Raw genomic sequence first — 4,171 nt, forward strand, 5'->3', positions numbered from 1 at the left:
AAAAATAGGCTTTTCGAGGGTAATTCTTGTTTTAATTCTCCATGTACGCAGTCTTTAAAAGCCTCTATTTCGTTCCAAGACACGATTAAGAGTGGCTTTTAGGCTAAGTATAATTACTTATCGCGTAAGTGAGATGCTCCCGGGACGATGCTTCTAAATCAAAGGTCGCTGATAACCAGCTTGCTAGAGTTGGAGGTAGTTGAGCATCAATCCAAATTTTCATGCCGTTAGTTTAGGAAAATCCGTACACCGTGCTGCAAAAAGTAAACAAGCTTGGATATCTGCGAGTTCCAAATCGGGAAAGTCTTCTAGAATTTCAGTTATGCTCACATTCTCCGCTAACATTTCCAAAATATCCGTTACTCGAATTCGCATCCCCCGAATACAAGGACGACCACCACACTGGCCGGGTGTTTGAGTAATGCGGGTAAGCAAGCTAACTGTTGAGTCCATAGAACGCATCTCGAAGATATTTAGTCTGCATTTAATTATCTTATCTGGTAATCCTAACAACCAATCCCTAGCACCCAACTGACACCCCCTGATTCCTCAACTCCGATCGCTACCTGCTGTTAGAATAGAGAATTGCGGTCAGACTGACGATAAAATTGAGAAGCTAAATCCTTGATTCTTAATAGTTGTTGAGCAACTTTCCGCCTAGTATCGCAATTATCCGATAATATGGGCAACAGCGAGTTAGTCTATTCAGTCTGTTAAAATTGACCCCCGTTGGTCGTATTCGCGCACTGTCTAACCTTTATGATGAGGATCAGTTAATATGGAATCAATGCAACCCACCGAGACCCAAAATCCGATTAGAACGGATTTACCCGGGTCTCTGAGCAAACCCAGCAGCAGCACCGAACAGATTTGGTCTGAATATGTAGAACCAGTTTGGGATTCGGTGATGTCCTATCTGGCTAACGTCCCCGATTATATCGGTAGTTTCTTCTCTGGATACAAAAAACCTTTAATCGTTCTGGGGGCAATTTTAGCCAGTTTTGTCACCGTGAAAGTTACCCTAGCGGTTTTAGATGCGATCGATGATATTCCCCTCCTTGCTCCTATCCTACAATTAGTTGGGATCGTTTACACTGGTTGGTTTGTCTGGCGCTATCTGCTCAAAGATGAAAATCGTCGCGAGTTATTAGCCGAAATTGATGCACTAAAAGCGCAAGTTTTTGGCAGTCACAATAACACTTTATAGATAGAATCAAGCATAAAAAACAAAGGAGTTGAGCGGAAACACTCAACTCCTTTGTTTTTGCACAACAGCTTACACTAGAGTTCTTGCATAAGTAGGGTTGGCTGAATAAATCTAAAAACCTTGTTGGATAAGGCTTTTAGACTTTTTTGACCTCAAAAAGTGCTGACCATTGGAGTGATCGGGGGTAAAATTCAGGCACTTTTTCCCTGAAAATTAGGCAACTGACTACCTCAAAATCGGTAAAACCCTACACCCCACACCCCACACCCCACACCCTGCCCCCACCAACAAACTTTTTGCCGCAAACCCTAAGTAGGGTTTGCGGCAAAAAGTACGGGCGAAGCATTCGGATAGAAAATCTCCGGTTTCACCGATAGGTTATTGCCCGAATGCTTCGCCCCTACAGGACGCGGGCCGATGAAGACGCAAGGTTTTGAAGCACGATTCTCTCAAAATCTTGCACTTGTTTCGCGAGAAAAGCCACAAAACCGCTACCTTGCCTACATTTCACATTTATTCAGCAAACCCTAATTAATTTTTGAGAGGGCAAAAATGAGAAAAATAGGCATAAAATTGCCTAAAATCCCTAAATAGAGCATTTAATTGATTAATGCTTATTCTCAATTCTCCTGACGACCGACGACCGGCTCCCGACGACCGGCTCCTAACCCCACCAACAAACTTATTCAGCAAACCCTAGCTTAACACCATAGTTCGGAAACCCGTACCGATCGAGCAGTTGTCAGGGGGCCTTGTATTTCGGTAAATTAGCACTCGGAAGGTAAGAGTGCTAATCTGGAAAAGACACTTACCAAAATACAAGAGAAACGGAGGATATTCCATGGCTGCAGTCAGCATCAACGTAACAACTGTTAAACCCCTAGGCGATCGAGTTTTCGTCAAAGTTAGCCCCAGCGAAGAAAAAACCGCCGGTGGCATTTTCCTTCCCGACGCCGCTAAAGAAAAACCCCAAATCGGGGAAGTCGTGGCCGTCGGCCCCGGCAAACGCAACGATGACGGTAGCCGTACCCCTGTAGAAGTAGGTGTGGGTGACAAAGTTCTCTACTCCAAATATGCCGGAACCGATATCAAACTTGGTGGCGAAGAATTCGTTCTCCTCTCCGAAAAAGACATTCTCGCCGCCGTTTCCTAATCATCTACCCTTGAAAACCCCTATTTTGCACGAATAACGATACATTATGGCTAAATCTATTATCTACAACGAAGATGCCCGTCGCGCCTTAGAAAAAGGCATGGATCTTCTGGCCGAAGCGGTAGCTGTCACCCTTGGCCCCAAAGGTCGTAACGTCGTCCTCGAAAAGAAATTTGGCGCGCCCCAAATCGTCAATGATGGCATCACCATCGCTAAAGAAATCGAACTGGAAGACCATATCGAGAACACCGGTGTGGCTTTAATTCGCCAAGCAGCCTCAAAAACCAACGATGTAGCGGGTGATGGTACTACTACCGCCACCGTTCTCGCTCACGCTATTGTTAAAGAAGGTTTACGCAACGTCGCCGCCGGTGCTAACCCGATTTCTCTGAAAAAAGGGATCGATAAAGCTGCCGATTTCCTCGTCAGTCAAATCGCCAAACACGCGAAACCCGTAGAAGACTCCAAAGCGATCGCACAAGTGGGCGCTATCTCTGCTGGTAACGATGATGAAGTCGGTCAAATGATCGCCTCGGCCATGGATAAAGTCGGCAAAGAAGGCGTAATTTCCCTAGAAGAAGGGAAATCGATGACCACCGAACTAGAAATCACCGAAGGGATGCGTTTTGACAAAGGTTATATCTCCCCCTACTTTGTCACCGACACCGAGCGCATGGAATGCGTTTTTGAGGATCCCGCTATTCTGATTACCGACAAAAAAATCGGTTTAGTACAGGATTTGGTTCCTATTCTCGAACAAGTGGCCCGTCAAGGTAAACCCCTAGTAATTATCGCCGAAGACATCGAAAAAGAAGCTTTGGCAACCCTAGTGGTTAACCGTCTGCGCGGTGTTCTTAACGTTACTGCGGTGAAAGCCCCTGGATTTGGCGATCGCAGAAAAGCGATGTTAGAAGATATCGCCGTCTTAACCGGTGGTCAAGTCATTAGCGAAGATGCGGGTTTAAAACTGGAAACCACTAAAATTGACAGCTTAGGCACGGCCCGTCGTATCACCATGAACAAAGATACCACCACCATCGTCGCCGAAGGCAACGACGTGGCAGTGAAAACCCGTTGTGAGCAAATTCGCCGTCAAATCGAGGAAACTGATTCTTCCTACGATAAAGAAAAACTGCAAGAACGTCTGGCTAAATTAGCTGGCGGTGTGGCAGTGATTAAAGTCGGTGCCGCTACCGAAACGGAAATGAAAGACCGCAAATTGCGCCTAGAAGACGCAATTAACGCCACTAAAGCAGCCGTAGAAGAAGGTATCGTCCCCGGGGGTGGTACTACTTTAGCTCACCTCGCTCCCCAATTGGAAACTTGGGCCAAAGAAACCCTCCAGCATGAAGAATTAACCGGTGCTTTAATCGTTTCTCGTGCGATTTCTGCCCCCTTAAAACGGATCGCTGAAAATGCCGGCCAAAACGGTGCAGTTATTGCCGAACGGGTGAAAGAAAAGCCCTTTAATGTCGGTTATAATGCCGCTACCGGTGAGTTCTCCGATATGTTTGAGGCGGGTATCGTTGACCCCGCTAAAGTGACTCGTTCTGCCCTACAAAATGCCGCTTCTATCGCCGGTATGGTTTTAACTACCGAGTGTATTGTTGTGGATAAACCGGAAAAAGAAAAATCCGCTCCTCCCGCCGGCGGTGGTGACTTCGACTATTAATAATTAGGGTTTGCTGAAAAAGTACGGGCGAAGCATTCGGGCAATAACCTATCGGTGAAACCGTAGATTTTTTATCCGAATGCTTCGCCCCTACAGGACGCGGGCCGATGAAGACGCAAGGTTTTGAAGCACGATTCTC

The 4,171-nt window shown here is 46.2% G+C and carries 4 protein-coding genes; 3 read left to right on the forward strand and 1 reads right to left on the reverse strand.

Translation table 11 applies throughout. The features are described 5' to 3' along the window. Positions 1-219: 219 nt before the first annotated feature. Positions 220-453: a DUF433 domain-containing protein gene (locus tag O9300_RS11300; RefSeq protein WP_039899814.1), complete on the reverse strand. Its 234-nt coding sequence runs from the start codon at positions 451-453 to the stop codon at positions 220-222. Positions 454-778: 325 nt separating this feature from the next. Between O9300_RS11300 and O9300_RS11305 the strand changes: the two genes are divergently transcribed. From O9300_RS11305 to groL, 3 genes are all read left to right on the forward strand, one after another. Beyond that, on the forward strand, positions 779-1,207 hold the full coding sequence (locus O9300_RS11305; RefSeq protein ID WP_002744522.1) for a CAAD domain-containing protein: 429 nt from the start codon (positions 779-781) through the stop codon (positions 1,205-1,207). 841 nt (positions 1,208-2,048) lie between these two features. After that, entirely contained in the window at positions 2,049-2,360 is a 312-nt protein-coding gene (gene groES, locus O9300_RS11310; protein WP_002737272.1) for a co-chaperone GroES, read from the forward strand. 46 nt (positions 2,361-2,406) lie between these two features. Further along, positions 2,407-4,032 carry a chaperonin GroEL gene (groL, locus tag O9300_RS11315; protein WP_012267175.1) on the forward strand — a complete coding sequence of 542 codons (1,626 nt, stop codon included), beginning with the start codon at positions 2,407-2,409 and terminating at the stop codon, positions 4,030-4,032. The last annotated feature ends 139 nt before the right edge of the window (positions 4,033-4,171 follow it).

Origin of the sequence: Microcystis sp. LE19-195.1E, from assembly GCF_027532095.1 — a bacterium.
GTDB classification, from domain to species: domain Bacteria; phylum Cyanobacteriota; class Cyanobacteriia; order Cyanobacteriales; family Microcystaceae; genus Microcystis; species Microcystis aeruginosa.

Coding starts and splice junctions, on each gene's coding strand:
- groES (WP_002737272.1), top strand. CDS start 2,049: ATGGCTGCAGTCAGCATCAACGTAACAACTGTTAAACCCCTAGGCGAT.
- O9300_RS11300 (WP_039899814.1), bottom strand. CDS start 453: ATGGACTCAACAGTTAGCTTGCTTACCCGCATTACTCAAACACCCGGC.
- groL (WP_012267175.1), top strand. CDS start 2,407: ATGGCTAAATCTATTATCTACAACGAAGATGCCCGTCGCGCCTTAGAA.
- O9300_RS11305 (WP_002744522.1), top strand. CDS start 779: ATGGAATCAATGCAACCCACCGAGACCCAAAATCCGATTAGAACGGAT.